The organism is Maridesulfovibrio salexigens DSM 2638 (assembly GCF_000023445.1).
Classification (GTDB): domain Bacteria; phylum Desulfobacterota; class Desulfovibrionia; order Desulfovibrionales; family Desulfovibrionaceae; genus Maridesulfovibrio; species Maridesulfovibrio salexigens.
In genome coordinates, this window is the sequence record NC_012881.1 from 2,692,775 (window position 1) to 2,713,189 (window position 20,415).

Here is a 20,415-nt window from a genome sequence, read left to right on the forward strand (position 1 = left end):
TATCTTCTCCTTAATTTCCATGCATGCACGCGGTTTCCCTAGCCCAAGGAATGGACAAGAGCAACATAAAAATAAACGCAATTCCACATTTATGGAAATTCAGGTGTATTTTCTATCAGCTCAGATAGGCCTCAATTACCGTAAAATAACAGTTTAAACAGCAACCAATCTTTTAACAGCAGAAAACTCATCCCGTCTACCCTGAGCGGCCACTGACAAAACACCTCTGGAGCCATTATTTATTTTTGATTTTACATAAAACACTGGCAAGGATAAAAGAATAATTGGAGCTGAGAAAATCCGATCAACTCAAAATTAAAGGTTAATGCTTATGAGATTTCAGGATGCCGCCCGATTGCGTTACAAAATAACCATCCCGCTTATTCTTGTGCTGGCTCTCGCTGCACTTTATCTTTTTCACACTATAGTAATAGAACGCAAAAACCTGCTGGATACCCAGAATCTACTCAGCGGATTGCGCACAACATCCGTAGAAATACTGACAGCACCCGCAGGCATGCAGCATGAATCGACTATAAGGATTTTCAAATCCATTCTTGAAGAATTACAAAGCTACCCTGCGGACAGCCGCTTAACCAATCTGCTGAACAACGAAGAGTCCAACTTTTTTGCTTCGGCGGACACTTTTCTTAAAGCCGCTGCATCAGGCGACAATAAAGTGATTAACATCGCTACACGGGAACTGGATTCATCCATAGGCATGGTTTCAGGAGATATCAACAAGATCTCTGACGACCTTCATGTAAACATGGTGAAATATGAATATGGAATCCTTTTCATGATCTGCATCCTCGCGGCATTGCACCACTTCCTTGTAGACTCCCCCATGCGAGAAGAATTAATCAGATGCGCCCGTGAAAAGGAAGTCAGCAAATCAACTATCAAAAAACTTGCTGAAAGGGATACCCTGACCAACCTTCCCGGCAGGATGAAATTCTACGAGGAAGCGGAAAAGGCTGTATCCTCCGCTACAAGATACGGCTCAGACCTCGCCCTAATAAAAATGGATATTCACGACTTTAAAACCATCAACCAAAAACACGGTCAGAAGGCCGGCGATAAAATTCTGGCAGGATTTGCGCGTGTGGTACGCAAAAATTTAAGACGACCGGACAGCTTCTTCCGTGTTGGAGGTGATAAGTTCATCATCCTCGCTCCGCATACAAGTGCAACTAATGCCAAGAATCTTACTGAAAAAATCAACAAGCTTGTTTCGACGACTAAACTCCTGAAGACTATTCCTTTCATGATGAATACCGGAATCGCCATGTGCGATCAGGGGGAAACAGGAGAATCCCTGCTCAAAAAAGTCGATCTGGCTTTGAATGAATCCAAGAAATATGGTCCCGGAACCGTTTACACCCACCCAGAACCTGTAAAACCTACTGAGAAATAAAATGATAAAGCCAAGATTTATTGTTGCTGTCTTTGCTGTCGCCCTTTTTCTGGGCCTTGCAGCCTGTTCCACCCACAAACCTGTTCCTGCCCCGGCAAAAACGGATCTAAAACTCAAAACAGGCCAGATTCCCCTGCGCGATTTCTTTAAGAATCCCGAGGCGGCAGGCTTTACAATCTCCCCGGATGGCAACAAGATTGCTTGGCTGGCACCTTGGAAAGACCGGCTCAATATTTTTGTAAAAGACCTTTCCAGCGATAAAACGACCAGAGTGACCAGTGCAACCCAAAGGGATATTTACGGCTATTTCTGGGCTGGAAGCGAACGTATTGTCTTCGGACAGGATTCAGGTGGAGATGAAAATGTGCATACTTTTTCAGCCGCCATTGACGGCAGCGGGGAGAAAGACCTGACCCCGTTTGAAAATACACGCACCAACCTGCTGGACGAGCTAGAGGGCGATGACGATCACATCCTGATCACTATCAACAAGGACGACCCCAGACTCTTTGATGTTTATAAACTCAACATCGTCACTGGCGATCTCAAACTTGAAGCCCGAAATCCCGGTGATGTCAGCGGTTGGATGACCGATCATAACGGCACAGTGCGCCTTGCTGTTGCCAGCCGCAACGGTCAGAACGTCATCCTGTATAGGAAAAATGCAAATGACTTATTCCGGCCGATCATGAGTATGGATTTCAGAACAGCATTCGCTCCCTTGCTTTTTGATTTCAAAAACGAAAAATTCTACGTCAGCACCAATATCGACCGCGATAAACAGGCCATCTATCTTTTCGACCCGGCGACTCTGAAGTTGGAACACCTTGTTTTCGAACACCCGGATGTGGACGTTGTACAGCTTCTCTACTCTAAAACACGTAAGGTAATTACCGGAGCGGGATTCTATACTGATAAGCATCATTATGTCTTTTTTGATGATAAGCGAGAAGAGGTTCAAGCCGATTTGGAGGCAATGCTACCCGGACATGAGGTGATCATCACTGATGCGAACAAGGATGAATCCAAATGCATTGTCCGTACTTACTCTGACCGCAGCCTCGGTGCCGGTTATATATATGATATTGAGAACAAGCAGCTCGAAAAAATTGCAAAAGTCAGCCCGTGGTTTGATCAGTCTAAATTGGCTGAAATGAAACCGGTATCCTTCACTTCGCGTGACGGGTTGACCATCAACGGATATTTAAGCCTGCCGAAAGGAAAAGAGGCTAAGAACCTGCCGATACTCATCAATCCTCACGGCGGCCCTTGGGCCAGAGATTATTGGGGATTCAATCCCGAAGTGCAATTCTTGACCAACCGAGGTATTGCAGTAATGCAGGTCAACTTCCGGGGTTCCGTGGGATATGGCCGAGAATTCTGGGAAAAAGGGTTCAAGCAGTGGGGCCTCAACATGCAGAACGACCTGACTGATGCAGTCAACTGGCTTATAGATCAAGGCATTGCCGATCCTGAACGGGTTGCCATTTACGGTGCATCATACGGAGGATACGCCACTCTTGGCGGACTGACCTTTACCCCAGACCTGTATGCCTGCGGCATCGACTACGTCGGCCCGTCCAACCTGTTCACCCTGCTTGAGACCCTGCCTCCGTACTGGGAGACCGAAAAGGAAGAATTCTACATTAAGGTCGGTGATCCGGTACGAGACTACAAGCTTCTGCGCAAAGTCTCACCGGTATTCCATGCGGACAAAATCAAGGCCCCGCTTTTTGTAGCTCAGGGAGCCAACGACCCGCGCGTGAAAAAGGCCGAATCCGATCAGATAGTCAAAGCCCTGCGGGACCGCGGCGTGGCAGTGGAATACATGGTTAAGGATAACGAAGGTCACGGTTTCCAGAATCAGGAAAACCGCTTTGATTTCTATGAAGCCATGGAAAAGTTCTTGGACGAGCATTTGCTGCAATAAGCTGAAAAGACTCTGCACTATATGGCTGAAAGCATCCACTAATACGGATTGCTTTCAGCCTTTTTTACTGGCATCTTTTAATTTAGCATATCCTTGCACTAAAACAACCTCATAATGTATACTTAAATAGGCTCCACTTATAAAAATAGAATTTTCTTATACTGACTGAATCTGCTTTACGTACACATGGGGAGAAACAGCAATGAAAAGAGAGCGAACCTTTTGGATCAACAAGCTGCTAATATTCTGCATTGCTTTAAGCTATATCTTCCTGTCCCTTTTAGTAGACATCGCTTACTCCCAAAAAACTCACCCACAACAGCCGGAAACAATTCTGGTACTCCACTCATATTCAAACGACTTCCAGTGGACTAACGGTCTAAACCAAGGGATTATTGACGGATTCAAAGAACTGAACCGCCCCACTCTTTTCAGAGTGGAGTTTATGGACACCAAAAATATATACAACAAGACATACATCAACTCCCTGTTCACTATTTACAAACAAAAATATGCAAAAGCCCAACCCGATGGAATCATCGTCAGCGACAACAATGCCTTAAGTTTTATCGAAGAACACGGCGAAGAACTTTTCCCCGGAGTTCCGGTGGTTGCTTGTGGAATTAATAAGGCCGTTCCACCGGCTACAAATTCACAAATCAAGAGTATTATCGTTGAGCAGGCAGACCATGGTGAAACTATCCGACAGGCACACCTGATCAGACCTGACGCCCAGAGAGTATTTGTAATTTATGATTCCACCCCAACCGGAATCAGCATTGCCGAAGAAATCCGCACTATTAATGAAACAAACGAAACAGCCATTCCGGTCGAATATATAACCGAAATGAGTTTTGATGAATTAAAACATTTTGCTTCTACCCGCAGAAAAAACGACTTCCTTTACCTGCTTCCTTTTTTCAGATCAGCAGATGGAAGAATCCTTCCGCAAGGAGATGCGGAAAAAGAACTTTCCGGAATTTCATCCGTACCAATACTGGTATCATGGGCATACCAGCTCAACACCGGCACATTGGGAGGAAACACCCTGCAACCCAATGAATTCGGGAAGCAAGCCGCACTCACTCTCGCACAAATTCTGCAAGGCAATATGGTTCCCCCATTTCAAAAAATCGCTACAACACAACAGAACATATATGATCACAAGACGTTGCAACGTTTCAATATCCCTGAAAGTAATCTCCCTGAAAATGCCATCATCATAAACAAACCGGTAAACTTTCTGGAAAAACATTCTTCAGTGCTGATTCCCGCCTCGGGTGCATTCACAGTTCTGCTCTGTATAGTGGCATTGCTGGCAATGAACCTGAAAAAACAAAAACTGCTCAACCAGAACAACCTGAAGATGATGGAGCTGGACAACGAAATCATTGAAACTCAACGCGAATTGGTCACAACCCTCGGAGAAGTTATTGAAGTCAGATCAAAGGAAACAGGGAATCATGTAAAAAGAGTAGCAAGTATTTCTCGCCTGCTAGGAGAAAAGCTTGGATTGGAAACAGCAGAACTAAAACTGCTTGAGGCAGCTTCCCCAATGCACGATGTCGGCAAAATAGGAATCCCTGAAACAATCCTCCACAAAAAAGGGAGACTAACAGACAAAGAATATGAAATAATCAAACAACATACTAACATTGGCAATGACATACTGAACAAATCCAAACGCGAGCTACTGAACACAGCACGTATAATTGCATCACAGCACCATGAACGCTGGGATGGAACGGGCTACCCTTACGGTTTACGGGGAAAAAATATTCATATCTATGCGCGTATAACCACACTTGCTGATATATATGACGCTATCTCTTCGGACCGGTGCTACAAAACCGCCTGGCCCGAAGAAAAGGTTTTTAAATATATTAAAGCAGAAAAAGGAAAAATATTTGATCCAAGTCTTGTTGATTTATTTTTTGAATATATTGACGAAATTAGAATTATTAGAAGTAAATACCCATCACAGTAGAGACTAGCGCCGCAACAGGGAAATACCGGAAATCTTATTGAAGGTCCGGACTGCAAAGGTATCGGTCATGCCGGAAACGTAGTCCACAATCTTCTGGGTATTCTGGTACACAGTAGCCTCGGTAGACGGAGCGTAAAGTTCCGGCAACAGTTTGACGGATTTTTTGCATTTCGCACCCAGTTTACCCTTGGTATGAATTTCAATAACTATGCGTCCCAGAAAATCCAGAATCTTCCATAGCACCTCATAAGCAGCAGCCTCGGTTTCAATAACTTCAGTGGAATTGTATACCTTCTCGATTGCAACTTTCTTGAGTCTGCTGAACTCCTTGGCCTTTCTGATTTCCTCAGTCAGACTGGAATTAAATTCTCCAGCAAGAATTTCCTGTTCATGATCGAAAAAGACTCCACACGAACTTTCAACCAACGCATTAATGGTGCAGGCCCGCAGATATTCCACCTGTTCTTTCTTGCCGGGAATGCGGTCAACTCGATCAATGATATCCGCCTTATTTTCAAGGATATCCAAGAAGATGCTGCGTAATTCATCAAATGAAATCAGATCAAGACGGTGCCCGTCTTCAATATCAATGACGTGATAGCAGATGTCATCCGCAGCCTCTACCAGATAGGCAAAAGGATGACGTACCCATTTTTTTTCTTCCAGTTCAATCAACCCAAGATGCTCGGCAACCTCAGCGTAAATGTCAGCTTCACTGGCGAAAACGCCAAACTTCTTCTTATCCTTGATATGCCCGGAGGCATAAGGATACTTGGTAAAAGCAGCCAAGGTTGCACAAGTCAGCTGCATCCCCCCTTTACTGTATGGTCGCTGCAAGGCGAGGATATTACGCAATCCCTGCGCATTACCCTCAAACCAGATGAAATCATTTCGCTGTTCTGCATCAACCATTGAGCAAAGCTCTGAACCAATTTCGGAAGATTGGAACCAATCCCGGATAACATCCTCACCGGAATGTCCGAAAGGCGGGTTGCCGATATCATGGGCAAGGCAGGCTGTAGCCACCACTGTTCCCGGTTCAGAGGAAATCAGATCAAGGTCGGGATATTTTTCCACCAGCCGACTGCCGACCATATTACCGAGAGAACGGCCCACGGAGGAAGTCTCAAGACTGTGGGTCAACCTAGTTCGCACATAATCACTGCGCGAAAGCGGAAACACCTGTGTCTTGTCCTGCAATCTTCTGAAAGCCGATGAAAAAATTATGCGGTCAAAATCGCGCTGAAATTCACTGCGGTCCTTATCTGCGTAGTCTGATTTTTCTTTCCCGATTCTCTGCTTGCTTAGTAACTTATTCCACTTCATTTACATTTTATCCTTTGACTACTCATCAAAATATTTTTTCTTTATCCGATCCAAGGTACCATCTAAACGCATTGCTTCAAGGGCCGCGTCAAATCTATCACGCAAGCGCCCCAATTTACGTTTTCTGGAAAAAGCAACATGAACAGCACTAATATTAACCGGAGGACCCAGCCTTCGAATCTGTCCCGCTACTCCCATTTTATGCATGGTATTCAAGGAGGAAAAAGTATCACCTACATAGATATCAAATCGACCCCGAAGAAGCTTCGCTATATTCATTTCCGGTGAAACGCCTACTTCAACATGTGACTCCGGAACTTCATTCTTAAAGAAGGAATCGACTTCCTTCCCATAACTGTACCCACTTACCACTCCGAATGAGCAGTTCCTAAGTTGATTCAAATCACCGTTAAAAACAAGAGGGGAATCTTTGCGTACGAAAAAAGAAATCTTCTCAGCTCGCACAGGTTCACTGAAAAACATTTTTTCAACCCGTTCAGGAAGTTTAAACGCGCCGAAAACACCATCCGCCTCTCCGGACATTCCCATTTTCAATGCCCGTGTCCATGGGATGAGCTCAATGTCCAGCTCTTCACCCATACGGCGGAAGCATTCTTCTATGACTTCAATATCGTAGCCTTTAAATGTACCATTCTGAGTATATGAATACGGCTCATACTCCAAAGAAACCAAAGAATACCCTTCCGCCCAGCTTGCTACGCTTACAAGTAAGACGCAAACAAACAAGGCGGCTAATAACGCGGTATTTTTAAATGTCTTAGGAGCCATATAGTGTTATTACCCTAAACCTACTCCCGATACAATGGATGTACTAAAACGCGCAAAACCTACCTACCCCCGATACGAAAACAAAAACTTCAAAATACTGCGCACCCGATCAGAAAATATTTTCTCACCAAGCAACTTTCCGGCAACTTTTTTATTCATCTCCGCAAGAGTCGGATAAGGATGGATAGCCCCTGCAAGCGTTGCAAGACCCACCTTGCCGTTCACAGCAGCCACCCACTCAGAGAGCAACTCTCCGGCATGGACCGCAGCAATCTGACATCCAATGGGCTTCTCTTTTTCATTAAGCAGCAACTTGATCCGGCCTCGTCCCTCACCTTCTGCAAGGGCACGGTCACTGGATGAAAATTCTTCAATTACTATCTTGTACTTAATCCCCGCCTTCTGCGCCGCCTTTTCATTCATACCAACACTCGCGAGTTCCGGGTCGGTATAAGTACACCAAGGCAACCAAGTGTAATCCGCCTTGCGCGGAATTTTAAAGACGGCATTTGAAACTACTACTCCGCCTTCATACCCTGCTGCGTGGGTAAAAAGATGCTTACCAGTAACATCCCCGGCAGCATAAATATTTGGAACAGAGGTGCGCATACGGGCATCCACCACAACAGAGCCATGCTCAAGTTTAACACCGAGACCCTCAAGACCCATACCGGAAGTATTTGACATACGCCCCATAGCAACAAGTAATTGCGAACCGGTAACGGTCATTTCTTCTCCACCGGATTCCAGCAGGACTTCGACACCTTCACCGCTGTTCCTGATCTCATGGACCGTTGAGCCAAGAATGAAACGTACCCCATCCTCAACCATACCTTCCATAACATAACTCGCCATATCATCATCTTCCCGGCTGAGAATCTGATTGCTGCGCTGGATGACCGTGACTCTGCTGCCCAAACGCTGGAACGACTGGGCCATTTCCACGGCTATGGGACCACCACCGAGCACTACTAGTGATTCAGGAAGTTCCTGCAAGGTAAAGATGTCTACATTGGTTAGATACGGAACTTCATCAATCCCTTTGATAGGCGGTACGGAAGGAGAAGAACCAGTGGCAAGCACCCACGAACGAGCCGAAACATTACTCCCATTTAAGGATACCAAGTGAGAATCGACAAAACGAGCTTTCCCGAAACGAACTTCGACTCCCAATGCATTGAACCGTTCCACGGAATCATGAACCTGAATGATGTCGATTACCTCGTTTATACGCTTGGCAACCTGTGCAAAGTCCACCGGGGACAGCTCAACTTCGGGCAGACCGAAATCACCTGCTCGGCCCATGAGATGGCGTACTCTGGCACTACGGATCAAAGTTTTGCTGGGCACACAACCATAATGCAGGCAATCCCCGCCAAGCTTATCTTCCTTATCGATCAGCAGGACCTTCACGCCAAGCTGGGCGGCCCCGGCAGCAATGGTCAGTCCGGCAGCTCCACCGCCAATGATGCCTAGGTCGTAGTCATACCTTGCCATACTATCTCCACTTTAAATATGCAGCACACCGCGTAAAGCAGCTCCGTAAAGCCCGCTCTCCTGATTGTCATTTAAGAAAACAGGGATCTGCTTCAAAAGATCACCCATGGAACTGGAATCTAAAAACTCTTCCATAAAAACAGACTGCTCAATGACAAATGGATTCTTAGCCACAATACCTCCGGCAATGTACAATCCTCCGGTGGCGCAAACAGTAATGGCATAATTGCGGCAGCAGCGGGCGGTAAAACGGGAATACCATTCAAGGGTCTTGCCGCCCTGCTTCATCTTCTCGGCAACCATCTTCGGTTCAAGATCTTCCCCTGTAAGGTAAAGGTGCAGCATGTTCAAACCGCGTCCGGTAAGCACTTCGTCACCACAGCAATAAGAAATTTTGCGTTTATCCATAACGAATTCACAAAAATCCAACTCGTCTGCAGTCTGGCAAGGAAAACTGATATGCCCGCCCTCGGACGGGACAGGCACATACCCCAATTCGGAGACTGGAACAGGGACCAAAGCACAATGGCCCAGTCCGGTACCGGCACCAATCACTCCCACCGTGCCAATCGGTGAAATCTCGACATCGTGGATAATCCGGCATCCTTCCACAGCCGGAGTACGGCAAGCGTAGGCTTGTGCGGCAAAATCATTGATCAGCACGGCAGCATTGAAACCGTATTTTTTATAACCGCCCCGAAAATCAACATCCCAATCTACATTGGTAACATTGCAATAAACGCCGCCAATAACCGGACCGGCCACGGCGATAACCGTGACATCAAAATCTGACGGCGAATACGGAAAATCACTCGCTGCCAGCATTTCCATGAGATGATCAAAGCTGCGTGCTTCAACACTGGAAAGCCAGACTGTTTCCTTCATGACCAGCTTATGGCCAGGACCGGACTCAAATGCGGCAAACCTACTGTTTGTGCCTCCAATATCAACGGCAAGAACAAGTCCCATTATAGCAATCCCCTGCTCTGAAAATTAATTATCTTTTCCCGATAAACTGACCGAAATTCTAATACATTCAGAGAAATAAATAAATGAGATTGATTCACTGCCCTTTTCCTTGTCAAAAACCGGACACAGAAAAGCCCGGTACGAACTGCCCCCTTTCGAGACGCCGCACCGGGCATAGTATTCAATTATGTTTGGAGATCTGTTCTATACGCCTACGAAGCCTTAGCCTTCACTAAAGGGACTTCATGCAGAATCTTGTCCTTGGACTTCTTCTCCTCCCGGCGCATCTTGATATACTTGCGGGTAATATTCCTGAGGGCTTCAGCTTTCTCTTCGCGGTCATCCACAACAAGGAAAGCTGCAAGTTTTCTTTCCAGTTTGTAGGGATTCTGCTCATTTTTAATTGCAATTACGCCATCAAGAATCATCTTCTGGTTAATCAGTTCGTTGCGGGTCCGGCAGCGTACTGTTTCGGCCATAGGTGCAAAGATCATGTTACTGAAGATTACGCCATAGAGGGTTGAAATAAAGGCAACCGGAATATGTTTAAGAATCATTGCCGGATTATCGATGCCCATAAGCAGGCCGATCAAACCGATTACTGAACCAGCAACACCGAAAGCAGGGGCAAAACGGGCCATAGACTGGAATACACGCTCGGATTCCCCGCGGCGCATATTAAAAAATGACATTTCAGTCTTCAGGCAATCTTTGATTTCATCTTCCTCAAAATTATCCACCAGCAGCATGAGTGCATGGCGCAAAAAAGAAATTGTAGTTTTCTCGCCCGCTTTTTCAAGGGAAAGCATGCCGTCCATCTTGGACCGGACACTCAGGTCAAGCAGAGTCTCAACAATCTCTTCATGGGTAGCAAGACGGCTGGAATAAGTATCCTGCACAACCCGGAAAGCTTCACGAAGCTGCTCCACCGGATAGCTGAGCAGAACCGCAACAGCCAAACCGGAAAGGACAATGGCAAGGGCCGCAGCGTTCCAGTAAAGGGCAATTCCACCGCTAAGCCAGAAGCTTCCGGCAAAGATTGATGCGGCAACGATGACACCGATTAAATTCTTTTTATTCATTACAGACCTCCTTACTGGGCACTGACGTCGGTATTAATGACTACGATCTCGACCCTGCGGTTGTTTCCTTCTACCTTGCCCATATCATCGGGCAATTCCGGGGCAACCCCGCCGCGTCCGCTGACTATAATACGGACCGGATCGATTGATTTTGTATTGATCAGAAATTCTGCGACCTTGGCGGCGCGTCTTGCGGAAAGCTCAAAAGAGTTCTGCGCGCCCACTTTGGCGGCATCAGAAGCATCAGTATGGCCGATAATATGAATGGCGTGCTTACTGGTTTTGAGAACCTCAGCAACTTCAGCAAGATATTGGCGGGTCTTATCTTCAAAAATATTCTGTCCGGGAGCAAAAAAGGCATTACCGCGCATGACAATCTTAAGCTCGCCGTCCTCTTCCTTCATACTCACCGCACCGTCATCGCTGCGGTAAAGCACATCTTCAGGAGTCATGATAACTCTGGCCGAACTGGACATGGCATCACGGTGAAATGAAATCATTTCGATCAATCCGTCAGCAGGATTCATTGCCACCTCTGACTGGGCGTTACCTTCGAAAATGACTTTTATATTTTCCTTCGATTGGCTGTAGATAAACAGCACAACAAAAAGAACGAACATAACCATCATCAGGTCTGACCACGGAACAGCCCAGCCATTCATGCCGGAAGTATCCGCATCTCCTGATTTAAATTCCATAAGGTCAAGTTCACATTTCATTTCATCGAATTTCATACCATGCTCCATCGTCTGATGAGTTCGGGATAGACCCGCGGTTCTCTTTCGATTCTTGAAGCAAGGGTAATGCCAATCGCTGTAACAGTGTATATTACAGGGGCTAAGAAAGACTATTTTTACTTAAGGAAAGGATAAAAAATGAAAAAGTCAAAAACAGGACATAAACGAATGGTCCGAAAAAAAAGACGCTCGCCGTAATCGGCAAGCGTCTTTCAATTAATCTGCTATACTGAAAAAATATTACAGGTCGATACACAACCCGTCCTGAGCCATGATAATTTTATCCGGCCTGAACTCGGCAAGCGTCTTTCAATTAATCTGCTATACTGAAAAAATATTACAGGTCGATACACAACCCGTCCTGAGCCATGATAATTTTATCCGGCCTGAACTCGGCAAGTTGTGAAAATTCAATGGTATCATCCAGAAACTTCTGGAGCTGGAAATCGTCCCGCACCGGTTCCTGATGAAAAAGGCAAAGGGTTTTAACCTTAGCCATACCGGAAAGCTCAACCGCAATGATATTGTTGGAATGTCCCCAGTCCTCCTTGATGGAATTAGCCTCGGCAAAAGAATACTGGGCATCCATGATCAAAAGATCAGCTTCCTTGAAGAACTCAACAAACCCTTTATCCGCAAGGGCAGTAGCACTTTTGTGCTCACAATCAGTTGAGTAGACCGCGGACTTACCGTTTTTTTCAAAACGATACCCGAAGGACCCGCCCGGATGGTATTGGGCCTTGATCTCAATATCTACCCCGGCGATTTGAAATTTCTGCCCGGTCTTTAAACGAACGAACTCAAATTCCGCAGCCAGATTATCAAAATGTACCGGAAAGCAAGGTTCACTTTGCTGATCTCGCAGGACTTTTTCAATATTGGGATGCCCGCCGTAAAATGTTATTTTATTACCGGGAATATAAGCAGGTACAAAGAATGGAAAACCCTGAACATGATCCCAATGCAAGTGGGACATGAGGATATGAAAATGCGCTCCCGGGGCACCATGACGATCCGCCATAATTTTGTTGCCCAGATCACGCAATCCGGTTCCGCAATCGCAAATTATATACTCATCGCCCTGCCCTTCAATCTGGATACAGGGGGTATTAGTCCCATAAGAACCTCGAACAGGAAAAGGGAGCTCATTGTCAATAAACTGGTCAAGATCCGTAGTTGAATCGATTCCCTTTTCAACTGCGATCTCAAGTGCAGCCTTGACTTTGGCTCTGGCTCTTTCGGCATTGAATGTGGCAGACAGGGAACCGCGCGCTCCCCAGATGCATACCTTCATTAATTACTCCTGCTCAAAAATTTATTAATTATTACATCCAGAAGCACAAAAGAGCAACAAAAGTGTATAAAAAATAACATGATCCCAACTAGGGGCATTCACATTTAATCATTTTCAAACTATCAACCAAAGGTATCAATTACTAAAAAGGAATCATCATGAGCATATATAAAGCCGTTAAACCGCTGACACTTGGATCAGGCTCCCCGCGCCGCAAGGATCTGCTGCAATCAGCCGGACTGGTATTTGAAATTAAACCCGCAACCTGTGAAGAGCCTACCCCGACTCCCGGTCAGGATCCGGAAGACTACGCAATAAAAATGGCTGAACTGAAAGCCATAAACGTAGCTGAAAACAATCCCGGAACCTACGTTCTCGGTTCTGATACCATAGTCGTCCGTGACCGCGACATCCTCGGCAAGCCCGTAAACCGCGAAGAAGCCTACGAAATGGTGAAGTCCCTTTGCGGGCGCAAGCATAAGGTAATCAGCGGCTGCGCTCTGATTTCACCGGAAGGCGAAAAACAAAGCTACGCAGTCTCCACTGAAGTTGAATTCATAGATTTCAACGAAGCGGCAGTACGAGCCTACGCCGCCACCGGAGAACCGGACGACAAAGCCGGAGCATACGCCATTCAAGGACAAGGAGCATTTCTGGTCAAAGGAATCAGCGGATCATACACCAACGTAGTGGGTCTGCCCTTAGCACGCGTTATTGAAAGCTTGATGGATTGGGGCGTGGTTGTTGCGGGTGAGGGATAAAAAAACATACACTCAAGTAGGTTTACTACCGTGGTTCCTCTTGACCCAACGCAATTTAACGATCACACTGGCGAACCAATTTATATATAAGGAGATAAGGAGGCTTGATCGTGAATCTGCAAGACACCCCGACCCTGAAAAATGCGCTGGCACTTAGCGCCGAGAAATATAGAGACCGCCCCGCTGTCTGCTTTGTGGGTGAAGACCCCATGACCTACGGCGAATTCAAAAAGCTGGTGGACGATATTTCCCTGTTACTGCACAGCCGCAGCATCACCAAAGGTGACAAAGTTGCCATCCTTAGTGAGAACATGCCCAACTGGGGGGCCGCTTATCTTGCCATCACCTGCATGGGTGCCATTGCCATTCCGATACTCACCGAATTTCACGAAGGTGCAGTTCATCACATTCTCCGCCATTCCGAATCAAAGGCCATCTTTGTATCCGAGCGTTTGCAGCACAAAGTGGATGAGTATGAATCCGACAACCTCCACACCGTCATCACTCTCAATGACTTTTCTCTTTCCACGAATGAAGGACTGCGCCAGACTTTCAAGGAAGGCATGGTTCACGCTCGCAAATCCTTTGAACAAGTCAAGGAGCAGGTTAAAGAGCGAATCAGCAAGGAACTTGAGAAATACACGGATAAGGGCAAGGAATATGTTCGTCCGTCTACTGAAATAGCCGTTGATGACGTTGCCGCTATCCTATACACCTCCGGAACCACGGGAAGCTCTAAAGGTGTAATTCTCACACACCGCAACATTGTATTTAATGCCATTGCTAGTGCCAATATCGTTGACGTGAATACCGAGGATCGCCTTGTTTCGGTCCTGCCGCTGGCACATACATTCGAATGTACACTGGGCATGGTTTTACCGCTCATCCACGGAGCGTCCATTCATTACCTTCGTAAGCCGCCAACCCCCAAAACACTGCTTCCGGCCATGGCCATGGTCAAACCGACCATGCTGCTCATCGTGCCGTTGATTATCGAGAAAATTTTCAAGAACCGTGTTCAACCCAAGCTCAAGGGTTCCGGTATCATGCGTAGTGTCATGAAGTTCGGTGCCGCCCGTAAAAAGCTCTACTCGGTTGCCGGTAAAAAACTCATGGAAGCCTTTGGCGGACAGCTTCGCTGTATGCCTATCGGCGGTGCATTTCTGGCCCCGGAAGTCGAGGAATTTCTCGTGGATTCTGGGCTTCCCTATACCGTTGGCTACGGCATGACCGAAACCAGCCCGCTCTGCACCGGTGAACCTGCCAGATCCACCCGTTTCCGTTCTGTCGGGCGCCTGCTTAAAGGTATGGAGATCAAGATAGATAATCCCGACCCCGAAACCGGCGAAGGCGAGATTCTGGTCAAAGGCCCCAACGTTATGCAGGGCTACTACAAGGCACCCAAAGTCACGGAAGAAGTATTCACAGAAGACGGTTTCCTTCGCACTGGCGATCTCGGTTATATTGATAAGGACGGATACATTTTCCTGCGCGGTCGCTTAAAAAATGTAATAATCGGGCCCAGTGGCGAAAATATTTATCCCGAAGAAGTCGAATCCATTATCGGCGAATGCGACTACGTGTTGGAATCGATTGTCTACCGCGCTGACGGCAAGCTCGTTGCCCGCGTTCATCTCGATTACGTCAAATTTGATGAGGAACTCGGCACCGGCAAAATGATTGAATCAAAAGCCCGCGATGCCGTACATAAGCATCTTGATTCCATCAAGAAGACCGTCAACGGCAGGGTCTCCAGCTTTGCGAAAATATCTAAGGTAATCGAGCAAAGTGAGCCGTTTGAAAAAACGCCCACACAAAAAATAAAACGCTATCTCTACATAGACATGGAAGAGAACCAAAAGCGTTAACACAAATTTAGTTGACACGTTGAATGCCCAATTAGCATTCGAACAGACTTTCTGATAAACGGCAGAGTTGCAAAATTACTAACCCGTCCCAAGGACCAACGATAGGTTCTTGGGACGGGTTTATTGCTGGATAACTAACACCTTTTCTGCATATGATTCCCAAAAGGTGGTAAAATGATTAATGAGAACCCAATACTGGCAACATGGTCTTCTGTAGCTGAGACCTCTGAAGTCTTTCCCGTAATGCCTGATGGTTGCCGCGACTTTATCATCAAGCAGAACCCGGGCAGCCCACCGCACCTGTTTGTCTCGCACCTCATGTCTGCACCACAGAAAATATTTGCTCCAAAAGGCACTACATTTATTGGGGTACGGCTCAAGCCCGGTGCATCAATTAAAATTCACAGACTCATCGGTCATCCCCTGCCGGATTCCATACAAGGGCTGACCGAATTAGCATATGATGCCGCTTCTATGTCTGGAAATGTCTCGGATATGATGCGCTGTCTAGCTTTGGCAGCGTCACCTGCAACAGCTGCCGGAGATTTGGGTGTAAGTCTGCGTACGTTACAGCGCCACACAATGAAGATTACAGGTCGGACTCCCGACTTTTGGCGCAGGCTGTCCCGGGCACGTAAGGCAGCCCGGAGTATACTATCAGGAGCTCCTTTGCATGAAGTTGCCCCGACGTGTAATTTTTCAGACCAAGCCCATATGACACGGGAATTAAAATGCTGGTTTGCCATGACTCCCGGTGAAATATCCGCCAGTCGGGATGATAGCCACCATCCAGTGTGGAGCATCTGCCACCTTGGTTATGATACCCCGTAGACCGGCGAGCAAATTTCAATCAGATAGCCGTTATTGTCGGCAACATAGGCTGTAGTCTGCCCCCAAGCCTCTTCTCGTACCTCTTGCACCACAGTAGCTCCCGCAGAGCGGGCTTTTTTTAGAGCAGCAGCAACATCATCCGTTTCAAAAGCAATTTCAAAAACCGGAGATGAAGGGTTCGGTATTCCGGGCGATTTGCCGAGTTCAGTCATAAGTCGGCGCGAGGAAAAAGACAGTGTCGTGCTCCCGGTATCTAACTCACCATAGTCTCCAGACTCATGAATCATGGTACGTTTCAGCCCGAAAGCCTGCTCATAAAACTCAATACTACTGGTCACGTCCTCAACGTAGAAAATGGTATATTTTAGTTTCATTAAACTCTCCTTTTTTTAAAACCTACTCTCAGTCAACATTTTAGTCTTGAATAATCGCGACAAAATTTGAAATGTGCCATTTTAACTACATACGGAGGCTGGAGAATAAGCCCATTGACGCTCAAGTCTTGGCGTTTTAAAACTTTAATCAATGTAATCGTTCTGCCCCTTGCCTAAATAATTATAAGCCAGAATAGTTAAGATGAGATTGTTCCGGGGCAAAATTAAATCGGAGACATTCAATGAAAGACTTTAAAATTCGCACCATGACTAGAGATGAACTGGACTGGGCCGTGGATATGGCAGCCAATGAAGGTTGGAATCCGGGCTTAAATGATGCCGAAGCATTTTATGCTCAAGACCCAAATGGATTCCTTATCGGCCTGCTGAATGATACCCCTATCGGATGCATTTCTGCTGTCAGCTACGACAGAGTCTTTGGATTTATCGGGTTCTATATTGTTGCTAAACCCTATCGGGGAAAAGGTTACGGCATGCAGCTCTGGCGGGCAGCCATGGAAAGAATACAGGGGCATGTGGCCGGCCTTGACGGTGTTTTTGAGCAGCAGGAGAACTACAGCAAAAGCGGCTTTGACTTCCAATACAGTAATATTCGGTTTGAATTCGACAACACTATACAGGCAGCAACTACACAATCATCTTCAGAGCTGATCAAAGCTGAGCCAGCTATGCTGGAAGAACTTGTGGCTTATGAAGACAAGCTATTCCCCTGCTCAAGGGAAACATTTTTATCCAAATGGCTGACTCTCCCAGACTCTGTCTCCCTTGCATCCCGCACAGGGGGACGCATCAACGGATATGGCACAATAAGGAAATGCCGCTCCGGGAGCAAGATAGGTCCCCTCTTTGCTGACAACGAAAAAGTCGCTGAGCTTATATTCCAGAACCTTTGTGCTGAGGCTGACACCGATTCACTAATATATCTCGATGTACCGGAAATAAACGATCAAGGCTTAGCCTTGGCAGAACGATACGGCATGAAAAAAGTTTTCGGAACAGCGCGCATGTATGCGGGATCGGCACCTGATTTGGATCTGAATCGAATCTTCGGTGTCACAACATTTGAGCTTGGCTGATCAGAGAAGACCTTATCATCCCATCTGAAATTTGATCCTATTTTTAAAATGCGTGTTGTTACTGGGGATTGCCCGCATTCATAGATTCATGTTATGCAAACAAGAATAAATACAAGGAGTTTTCGATGAAAAAGACGCTTACGGTATCTATCTTTTGTTTGCTGTGCATCTCGCTGATACTAATTCAAAGCAAAACAGCGAAAGCTGAAAGTGCAATTGGCAAAGGTGTTGAATACATGTGTTGTAAAACAGCTAATTTCCCTGAAGGATCATACAAAAAATCATGCTGGAACATGAAATGGAGCTTAGAATTCGTCAAATACTTCTCCAGCCCACGAAAAGGTTGTGGCGAAAAATTCATTGCAAGATGTACGTCCGAAACTCCTAGCGAATCAGGTAGGATGTCCAGACTCAACACTATCCCGTGTAAGAAAATATTGGAGTGCCAGTACAAACTTAAAAATGTAGATGGAAGACTTGTTTGCGAATAATTATGGAGAAAACTCATTTAAGCCATTTCTTTCTCCAGTACTTGTCTCTACTTACTTCTGCTCGATTACTCTGAAACTTATAAGAAAATAATTAATATGGCCCGTAACTGTTATAGTTACGGGCCATATTAATTATTCCCAACTACCCCCAAAAAAAGACACAAAACTGGTGTGGCAGTATAAAGATTTATTGGCTCAATCCGGCCTATCATGATAAATTTATACTGCTGAAGAGCCTTAAAATATCCTACTAAAATGAGCTGGAAATTTTAAGAAAATATTCCTTGGGGATAGATATGACCAAAATAGAAGAAATTCAAAAAAGAATTACCACAACCCCGAGTCGAGAAGACGTTAAAACATGCCTTCGGGAAGCCATTTCATTGGCTAGAGGCCAAGATGCCCTTTTAAGCATACATTATTTAGCCCTTTCAATCTTTGGACTCCTTAAAATCAAAGATCTGACTAAGCCGGAAAAGAATGCTTTCTACGATAACATTGGAAAAATCTTGGGCAGAATAGATCTCATGCCTGTTGTGAAAGAAGCGACTCGCGACGAGGACTCCCTGCTGACAACCTTTGAAAGCAAAGGCCTGAAAAACATCTTCACCAGACTGCAAAAACTCAATAAAGACATAAAAAAGGTTGAAAAAGAAGCGGATCAAAGAAAAATATTAGAAGATGAAAAAAAACTGAAAGTAGAACTGACAGCAATATCCAGAGAGCTGGAAAAAGGACATGTAGCAGCAGCCAAAAGCAAAGCTGACCGCCTGATTGATAGCCACCCTAAAAACAAATTCGAATTCCTAGATAGAATCATACCTATCTTCGAAGAAAAAGAGTCAATCAAAGGCTGGTGGCATTATCTACAGCTGCGCTATGATCCAAATGAGTGCAACCTTGATGAAGCAAAGCATTGTGCCTCCAAAGTTGCCAAAATCAAAACCCTTGATGACCCTAAAAATGCACAGGACTGGTTTCGCAACAATCTGGATTACCGTCTTAGAGTTTGGGAACTAACCCCTAAAGAAGATCATGCTGAAATTGATGCGATAGTAGAAGCTTGTTACAATCTAGCTATTTGCGTTTATTATTGCAGGGACGAGATTAACGGCATGAGACCTCGCAATTTTGGACGAGCCTTGATAGAAGAAGGACTTAAATATGCGCCTGATTCTCCCCATCTAAGAAAGATGGCTAAAACATTCGGAGTCAGAATTTAAAAGTAACGTAGTCCATACTTTAAATTATAAAGCCGCCCACCTCATGCGATGGGCGGCTTTACTATTGAATAAGAAGTTCGGATTATCCCTCAAAACCGTTGTCCTCGTGAGAACCATCGCAAAGAGGCTTCTTCTTGGACCCACCGCAGCGACAAAGAGTATAATGATCTGCCATAGGCAACAGCTTGTCTGATTCCTGATCATCAATGAGGTTGACTGCTCCCTGAACATGCAAGGGACCGTTCTGCTCAACTGCCACTTGCGGTTTATCGAAATAATTTATTACATGCTCACCGGCCAAAATGTAGCTCAATGCTCCGGACGGACAGTTTTTTATAGTTGCAATGATCTCATCTACTGACGCAGCATCAGGATCATATTTCGGCTCATCATGCGTACCGAACACGGACTCAAGCTCACCGCAAGCTCCATTTCCCATACAAAGGTAACGATCGAAAACAATCGTTATATCTTTGCCCACATAATGTTCCGGCGCCTTTTTATCAGAATTCTCCCGCGTTCCCACAAATCCTGCGGCAGAATGGCTGCCATCACACATGGGTTTATATTTTGATTCTCCACACCGACACAAGGAACAGACACGCGGAATCTCCATAGAATTACCATCAGGCGCTATTAATGGAGTATCCACAGACAAAAACGGACTATACTGAGTAAGTACTATCTGACTCTTCTTCACTTAATCCCCCTTTGAAAAATTATGAGAAAAACTGAATCGTAA

The 20,415-nt window shown here is 45.7% G+C and carries 18 protein-coding genes; 9 read left to right on the forward strand and 9 right to left on the reverse strand.

Features of this window, described 5'->3' with window-relative positions; all coding sequences use genetic code 11:
- Positions 1-331: 331 nt before the first annotated feature.
- The 3 genes from DESAL_RS12340 to DESAL_RS12350 all read left to right on the forward strand — a co-directional run bounded on the left by DESAL_RS12340 (position 332) and on the right by DESAL_RS12350 (position 5,334).
- Positions 332-1,417 (forward strand): GGDEF domain-containing protein, encoded by a 1,086-nt coding sequence (locus DESAL_RS12340; RefSeq protein WP_015852325.1) that lies wholly within the window; start codon positions 332-334, stop codon positions 1,415-1,417.
- Position 1,418: 1 nt separating this feature from the next.
- Complete coding sequence (locus tag DESAL_RS12345) at positions 1,419-3,347, forward strand: S9 family peptidase (protein ID WP_015852326.1); 1,929 nt, start codon at positions 1,419-1,421, stop codon at positions 3,345-3,347.
- Positions 3,348-3,549: 202 nt separating this feature from the next.
- Positions 3,550-5,334 (forward strand): HD domain-containing phosphohydrolase, encoded by a 1,785-nt coding sequence (locus DESAL_RS12350; RefSeq protein WP_015852327.1) that lies wholly within the window; start codon positions 3,550-3,552, stop codon positions 5,332-5,334.
- 3 nt (positions 5,335-5,337) lie between these two features.
- On the opposite strand, the gene DESAL_RS12355 is transcribed toward DESAL_RS12350, so the two are convergent.
- From DESAL_RS12355 to DESAL_RS12385, 7 genes are all read right to left on the reverse strand, one after another.
- The gene (locus DESAL_RS12355) at positions 5,338-6,660 is read right to left on the reverse strand and encodes a deoxyguanosinetriphosphate triphosphohydrolase (RefSeq protein ID WP_015852328.1); all 1,323 of its coding nucleotides are present in this window, start codon (positions 6,658-6,660) and stop codon (positions 5,338-5,340) included.
- Positions 6,661-6,678: 18 nt separating this feature from the next.
- Complete coding sequence (locus tag DESAL_RS12360; RefSeq protein ID WP_015852329.1) at positions 6,679-7,449, reverse strand: substrate-binding periplasmic protein; 771 nt, start codon at positions 7,447-7,449, stop codon at positions 6,679-6,681.
- A 63-nt stretch (positions 7,450-7,512) separates the two neighbouring features.
- On the reverse strand, positions 7,513-8,946 hold the full coding sequence (locus tag DESAL_RS12365; protein ID WP_015852330.1) for a dihydrolipoyl dehydrogenase family protein: 1,434 nt from the start codon (positions 8,944-8,946) through the stop codon (positions 7,513-7,515).
- Positions 8,947-8,958: 12 nt separating this feature from the next.
- A complete protein-coding gene (locus tag DESAL_RS12370; protein ID WP_015852331.1) occupies positions 8,959-9,915 on the reverse strand; it encodes a glucokinase in 957 nt (318 codons plus the stop codon).
- A 212-nt stretch (positions 9,916-10,127) separates the two neighbouring features.
- Complete coding sequence (locus DESAL_RS12375; RefSeq protein ID WP_015852332.1) at positions 10,128-10,997, reverse strand: motility protein A; 870 nt, start codon at positions 10,995-10,997, stop codon at positions 10,128-10,130.
- 11 nt (positions 10,998-11,008) lie between these two features.
- Entirely contained in the window at positions 11,009-11,731 is a 723-nt protein-coding gene (locus tag DESAL_RS12380) for an OmpA/MotB family protein (protein WP_015852333.1), read from the reverse strand.
- Positions 11,732-12,071: 340 nt separating this feature from the next.
- A complete protein-coding gene (locus DESAL_RS12385; RefSeq protein ID WP_015852334.1) occupies positions 12,072-13,028 on the reverse strand; it encodes an MBL fold metallo-hydrolase in 957 nt (318 codons plus the stop codon).
- Positions 13,029-13,186: 158 nt separating this feature from the next.
- Between DESAL_RS12385 and DESAL_RS12390 the strand changes: the two genes are divergently transcribed.
- The 3 genes from DESAL_RS12390 to DESAL_RS19795 all read left to right on the forward strand — a co-directional run bounded on the left by DESAL_RS12390 (position 13,187) and on the right by DESAL_RS19795 (position 16,488).
- Positions 13,187-13,789: a Maf family protein gene (locus DESAL_RS12390; RefSeq protein ID WP_015852335.1), complete on the forward strand. Its 603-nt coding sequence runs from the start codon at positions 13,187-13,189 to the stop codon at positions 13,787-13,789.
- Between the two features lie 110 nt (positions 13,790-13,899).
- Positions 13,900-15,657 (forward strand): AMP-binding protein, encoded by a 1,758-nt coding sequence (locus DESAL_RS12395; RefSeq protein WP_015852336.1) that lies wholly within the window; start codon positions 13,900-13,902, stop codon positions 15,655-15,657.
- A gap of 174 nt (positions 15,658-15,831) precedes the next feature.
- Positions 15,832-16,488 carry a helix-turn-helix domain-containing protein gene (locus DESAL_RS19795; protein ID WP_015852337.1) on the forward strand — a complete coding sequence of 219 codons (657 nt, stop codon included), beginning with the start codon at positions 15,832-15,834 and terminating at the stop codon, positions 16,486-16,488.
- Here the strand turns inward: DESAL_RS19795 and DESAL_RS12405 are convergent.
- Positions 16,473-16,862, reverse strand: a complete 390-nt coding sequence (locus DESAL_RS12405; protein WP_015852338.1) for a VOC family protein — start codon at positions 16,860-16,862, stop codon at positions 16,473-16,475. The two genes, DESAL_RS19795 and DESAL_RS12405, sit on opposite strands and share 16 nt — an antisense overlap.
- A gap of 242 nt (positions 16,863-17,104) precedes the next feature.
- Here DESAL_RS12405 and DESAL_RS12410 point away from each other — a divergent pair, with 242 nt between their 5' ends.
- From DESAL_RS12410 to DESAL_RS12420, 3 genes are all read left to right on the forward strand, one after another.
- The gene (locus DESAL_RS12410; protein WP_015852339.1) at positions 17,105-17,959 is read left to right on the forward strand and encodes a GNAT family N-acetyltransferase; all 855 of its coding nucleotides are present in this window, start codon (positions 17,105-17,107) and stop codon (positions 17,957-17,959) included.
- A gap of 125 nt (positions 17,960-18,084) precedes the next feature.
- Positions 18,085-18,450 (forward strand): hypothetical protein, encoded by a 366-nt coding sequence (locus DESAL_RS12415; RefSeq protein ID WP_015852340.1) that lies wholly within the window; start codon positions 18,085-18,087, stop codon positions 18,448-18,450.
- Positions 18,451-18,746: 296 nt separating this feature from the next.
- Positions 18,747-19,673, forward strand: coding sequence for a hypothetical protein (locus DESAL_RS12420; RefSeq protein ID WP_015852341.1), 927 nt, complete (start codon positions 18,747-18,749; stop codon positions 19,671-19,673).
- 82 nt (positions 19,674-19,755) lie between these two features.
- Here DESAL_RS12420 and DESAL_RS12425 read toward each other — a convergent pair whose 3' ends face one another.
- Positions 19,756-20,373 (reverse strand): CDGSH iron-sulfur domain-containing protein, encoded by a 618-nt coding sequence (locus DESAL_RS12425; protein ID WP_015852342.1) that lies wholly within the window; start codon positions 20,371-20,373, stop codon positions 19,756-19,758.
- Positions 20,374-20,415 lie beyond the last annotated feature (42 nt).

Bases quoted from the DNA above. Each gene is read 5' to 3' on its own strand.
- DESAL_RS12380 (WP_015852333.1), bottom strand. From the start codon at position 11,731: ATGAAATTCGATGAAATGAAATGTGAACTTGACCTTATGGAATTTAAA.
- DESAL_RS12350 (WP_015852327.1), top strand. From the start codon at position 3,550: ATGAAAAGAGAGCGAACCTTTTGGATCAACAAGCTGCTAATATTCTGC.
- DESAL_RS12345 (WP_015852326.1), top strand. From the start codon at position 1,419: ATGATAAAGCCAAGATTTATTGTTGCTGTCTTTGCTGTCGCCCTTTTT.
- DESAL_RS12355 (WP_015852328.1), bottom strand. From the start codon at position 6,660: ATGAAGTGGAATAAGTTACTAAGCAAGCAGAGAATCGGGAAAGAAAAA.
- DESAL_RS12360 (WP_015852329.1), bottom strand. From the start codon at position 7,449: ATGGCTCCTAAGACATTTAAAAATACCGCGTTATTAGCCGCCTTGTTT.
- DESAL_RS12365 (WP_015852330.1), bottom strand. From the start codon at position 8,946: ATGGCAAGGTATGACTACGACCTAGGCATCATTGGCGGTGGAGCTGCC.
- DESAL_RS12420 (WP_015852341.1), top strand. From the start codon at position 18,747: ATGACCAAAATAGAAGAAATTCAAAAAAGAATTACCACAACCCCGAGT.
- DESAL_RS12415 (WP_015852340.1), top strand. From the start codon at position 18,085: ATGAAAAAGACGCTTACGGTATCTATCTTTTGTTTGCTGTGCATCTCG.
- DESAL_RS12370 (WP_015852331.1), bottom strand. From the start codon at position 9,915: ATGGGACTTGTTCTTGCCGTTGATATTGGAGGCACAAACAGTAGGTTT.
- DESAL_RS12390 (WP_015852335.1), top strand. From the start codon at position 13,187: ATGAGCATATATAAAGCCGTTAAACCGCTGACACTTGGATCAGGCTCC.
- DESAL_RS12375 (WP_015852332.1), bottom strand. From the start codon at position 10,997: ATGAATAAAAAGAATTTAATCGGTGTCATCGTTGCCGCATCAATCTTT.
- DESAL_RS12410 (WP_015852339.1), top strand. From the start codon at position 17,105: ATGAAAGACTTTAAAATTCGCACCATGACTAGAGATGAACTGGACTGG.
- DESAL_RS12385 (WP_015852334.1), bottom strand. From the start codon at position 13,028: ATGAAGGTATGCATCTGGGGAGCGCGCGGTTCCCTGTCTGCCACATTC.
- DESAL_RS19795 (WP_015852337.1), top strand. From the start codon at position 15,832: ATGATTAATGAGAACCCAATACTGGCAACATGGTCTTCTGTAGCTGAG.
- DESAL_RS12340 (WP_015852325.1), top strand. From the start codon at position 332: ATGAGATTTCAGGATGCCGCCCGATTGCGTTACAAAATAACCATCCCG.
- DESAL_RS12405 (WP_015852338.1), bottom strand. From the start codon at position 16,862: ATGAAACTAAAATATACCATTTTCTACGTTGAGGACGTGACCAGTAGT.